Raw genomic sequence first — 1,650 nt, forward strand, 5'->3', positions numbered from 1 at the left:
GATCGATAAACAAACTTTGAGGGTATACCCAGAACAGCTTCCCCATGTATCTTGTTCTTGGTTGCGGTACGTTGTTTTAAATAGGTATCCAATAAGCGGAACAACTGTAAGCATTCACTCTGGACATCCGTCAAGGCATTGTAAATAGGAACTTCGTTGATAAGGGCATACTCACATATGGCCTTGGCGTCGCTCTTATCCGTTTTTACCTTGGCAAGTTTCATTTGAATGAAACGTTTGACAGATAATGGGTTTACTACTGAAACTATTACTCCATTTTTGTAAAGAAACTGGGCAAGTCTATAATGATAGTAACCGGTAGCTTCCATAACCACCAATGAACCTTTGGGCAATTCCTTTAGGTATTTCCTGAACCCCGCTTCATTGTTCTTATACTGGTGGCAACCTGTTTTACTACCATGTACATCAAAGACATCTTTACTGATGTCAACTCCAAAAGTTTCTTTATATTTATTCATAGAAAATGATTTATGAAAGAACCGGCTACTTCTGCTCACAACAACTTGAAAACGAGATCTAAAGTCTCACAGAACTGAACGTGATCTAAGTAGTAAAAGAGAGAGGATTATCAATGTTGTCGAAGTCTGAAGCTTCACCGTGTATAGTACACCTTAATTCTCTCTTTTGTTCTTTCTAATTATATCAACAATTTACTGAGAATCAAACTTAAGCCGTGTATAAAACATAGCAGTAATAAGTGATTAACCAAAAAGTTTGTGTTTTACTTGCTAAGACCGCCAAATTTATAATTTGGCTTTTTAAAAAGAGAAAAATTAAAAACAAAATATAAAAATTCGGCTCTGTGTTAACCCGAAAAGTTAGTGTCTTTTTACACGCTACGTTTCATACACAAATCCGTTGTGTGCAATTTGGCTACGTTACCAAGATTTGGTATTTTTAATTAAAATTATAGTCAAAATGGGAAAAAACACATCAATATCACTCGGAAATCATTTTGATAATTTTATCAGAGAAGAAGTAAATTCTGGCAGATATGGTTCGGTTAGCGAAGTAATTCGTTCTGCATTACGTTTATTAGAACGTGAAGAAAAAAAAGAAAGAGAACTAATTAAAGCTCTAGAAGTTGGAGAAAATAGTGGATTTGTTGAAAATTTTGACCCAAAACAACATCTGAAAGAATTACATCGTAAACACTTATGAGTAAAAATAAATATCGCATAAGCCAACAAGCGATTGAGGATTTAGATAAAATTTGGGTTTACACCCTTAACAAATGGTCTAAAGAACAAGCTGACAGATATTACGATTTAATAATAGCGGAAATTGAATTTATTGCGGACAACTATCTTATTGGAAAATCCGCAGAGCAAACTCGAAAAAACTATCGAGTTACGAAAACCAAATCCCATTTGATTTTTTACAGAAAAGTAGATAATGAGATTGTGGAAATCGTCAGAGTATTGCATCAAAGAATGGACCTTAAAAAACGACTGAAATAAAAACTGCACACAACACCGGTAACCGTTGCACAATCCTATGATTAGAAATAATCACTATCGATATAAGGCTTGTCAAGGGGCTTTTTTTATGCCATGTTAAAAGCTGAACCTAAATTTCAGGTGCAGTTGAAAAAGGCTTTTCACGAATTGAACCATACTTTTTATAAAT

General features: G+C 34.2%; 3 protein-coding genes. 2 read left to right on the top strand and 1 reads right to left on the bottom strand.

All coding sequences use genetic code 11. The features are described 5' to 3' along the window. On the bottom strand, window positions 1–479 hold a 479-nt coding region (locus BW936_RS19275), incomplete at its 3' end, for an IS110 family transposase (protein WP_143744229.1). Window positions 480–939: 460 nt separating this feature from the next. Here BW936_RS19275 and BW936_RS19280 point away from each other — a divergent pair. Then, window positions 940–1,182 (top strand): type II toxin-antitoxin system ParD family antitoxin, encoded by a 243-nt coding sequence (locus BW936_RS19280; protein WP_076551510.1) that lies wholly within the window; start codon window positions 940–942, stop codon window positions 1,180–1,182. Continuing rightward, entirely contained in the window at window positions 1,179–1,481 is a 303-nt protein-coding gene (locus BW936_RS19285; protein ID WP_076551512.1) for a type II toxin-antitoxin system RelE/ParE family toxin, read from the top strand. The genes BW936_RS19280 and BW936_RS19285 overlap by 4 nt, the downstream gene beginning before the upstream one ends. The last annotated feature ends 169 nt before the right edge of the window (window positions 1,482–1,650 follow it).

It is taken from the genome of Maribacter ulvicola, assembly GCF_900155985.1.
GTDB lineage: Bacteria > Bacteroidota > Bacteroidia > Flavobacteriales > Flavobacteriaceae > Maribacter > Maribacter ulvicola.

What these genes read in the sequence shown, in the direction of transcription:
- BW936_RS19280 (WP_076551510.1), top strand. Translation starts at nt 940, where the DNA reads ATGGGAAAAAACACATCAATATCACTCGGAAATCATTTTGATAATTTT.
- BW936_RS19285 (WP_076551512.1), top strand. Translation starts at nt 1,179, where the DNA reads ATGAGTAAAAATAAATATCGCATAAGCCAACAAGCGATTGAGGATTTA.